The 1,751-nt window shown below is 62.7% G+C and carries 2 protein-coding genes and 1 pseudogene; all 3 read right to left on the bottom strand.

Annotated elements, in window-relative coordinates:
• Window positions 1-433 (bottom strand): MlaD family protein (locus tag WB402_RS06205; RefSeq protein ID WP_424206053.1); only part of this gene is annotated, 433 nt, incomplete at its 3' end.
• Window positions 426-1,484, bottom strand: a complete 1,059-nt coding sequence (locus tag WB402_RS06210) for an MCE family protein (protein ID WP_424206054.1) — start codon at window positions 1,482-1,484, stop codon at window positions 426-428. The genes WB402_RS06210 and WB402_RS06205, both read right to left, overlap by 8 nt.
• A gap of 96 nt (window positions 1,485-1,580) precedes the next feature.
• Window positions 1,581-1,751: pseudogene (locus WB402_RS06215) on the bottom strand (MCE-family protein); the annotation flags it as partial.

The following is a 1,751-nucleotide window of genomic DNA, read 5'->3' on the forward strand; positions in this document are numbered from 1 at the left end:
GCTCACTGGAGGTCTGGCCGAGATCCTGCAGAGCGTTGTTCAGTGTGTACGGCGCCGTGGTGCGGCTCAGCGGGATCGTCGTCGAGTCGCCTCTGCCGCCCGGCGTCACCGCCAGCGACTTCTCGCCCAGGATCGTGTCTGTCTTGATCGACACCAGCGACTGGTCGCCCACTCGGATCTTGCGGTCCACGGTGAAGGTCACCTTGGCGACGTCGCCGGCCAGTGCGACGCCTTGCACGTCGCCGACCTTGAGTCCCGACACAGTGACCTCGTTGCCGGGCGAGATTCCGCCGGCGTCGGCGAAGTACGCCTGATAGGTCTTGCCCTGAGGCCAGAAGGGCAGCTTGTTGTAGCCGAATGACACCAGCACCACGCTGACCACCAGCACGATGCCGATGATTCCGGTGCGAAGCGGGTTGCGGCCCTCACCCATTCTCGGAGCACCTCCCCTTCGACGGGTCAGGCGGTCCGCCGAATGGCAGCAGGATGTCGCTGTCTGACATCGTGCCCGTGGGGGGTCCGATCGACGGGCCGTTGATCTTGATGCGCACCGAGCAGTAGAAGATGTTGAAGTATGCGCCGTAAGCGCCAAGAGCATTGAGCCGTAAGTAGTTTTCGCCCAGTGGCTCGATGACCGCGTTGATCTCGCCCTTGCGGTTGTCCATCTCGGTGGCCAAGGGCCGCAGGTTCTCGATGACCCCTTGAATCGGGCGCCGGGAGCTCTGCAGCACGTCGGTCAGATCCGACGCTGCGGACGCAAGCGGCTGCAGCGCGCCGGCGATCGGGTCGCGGCCCTGCGCCAGCCCGGTCACCAGTTGCTGTAGCTGGTCGATGCTCTGGTTGAACTGGGCGCTCTTCTGGTCGACAGTCGTCAGCACGGTGTTCAGGTTGTGGATCACGTCGGAGATGACCTGATAGCGGTCGGCCAGCGTCTGACTGAACGAGCCGGTGCTCGACAACAGATCCGACAACGCGCCGCCCTGACCCTGCAACAGCTCGATGATCGCGTTGCTGATCTGGTTGACCTTGTCCCCGTTGAGTCCCTTCAGCACGGGACGCAAACCGCCGAGCAGCGCGTCGAGGTCCAGCGCCGGCTCGGTGTGCTGAATTGTGCCGCCGGGCGGCACTTTTCGGAGCTCCCCCGGCCCCGACGTGATCTCCAAAAAGCGGTCGCCGACGAGGTTCTGGTAGCGAATCACCGCCTTGGTCGAGGTGTACATCTGGTAGCGCTTGTCGACGGCGAACGTGACGTCCACCTTGTTGTCGGGCTTCAGCTGGATGTCCTTGACGCTACCCACCGGGATCCCGGCGATCCGAACGTCGTTCCCTCCCTTGAGCCGCGAGGCATTCTCGAAGATCGCGTGGTAGGTGTTGGTAGACGAAAAGCGGAACTGTCCGAAGATCACCACCAAGCCCGCGGCGACCAGCAGCATCACGACCGTGAAGATGCTGACCTTGATGAGGACTCCGCGGTGCCCCGGCATCAGGATTCTCTCTTCTTCGCGCAAGCGCTCATCAGTGCCCTCTGTTCTTCGCGCGAGCGCTCATCAGAGATTCTCTCTTCTTCGCGCAAGCGCTCATCAGAAATCATCCCTTTCGGCGAACGCGCCGTTGAACAAGAACTGCAGGGTCGACGGGGCATCGACCTGCACCTCGGTGAGCGGCTGGTACGGGATGTACGCGTTATCGGTGACCAAGAACGGCGAGTGGAACCACGATACGCCGAATTGCTTGGTGGGGATGTTGGGAAG

Origin of the sequence: Sulfuricaulis sp., from assembly GCF_049587675.1 — a bacterium.
GTDB lineage: Bacteria > Pseudomonadota > Gammaproteobacteria > Acidiferrobacterales > Sulfurifustaceae > Sulfuricaulis.

What these genes read in the sequence shown, in the direction of transcription:
- WB402_RS06210 (WP_424206054.1), bottom strand. Translation starts at nt 1,484, where the DNA reads ATGCCGGGGCACCGCGGAGTCCTCATCAAGGTCAGCATCTTCACGGTC.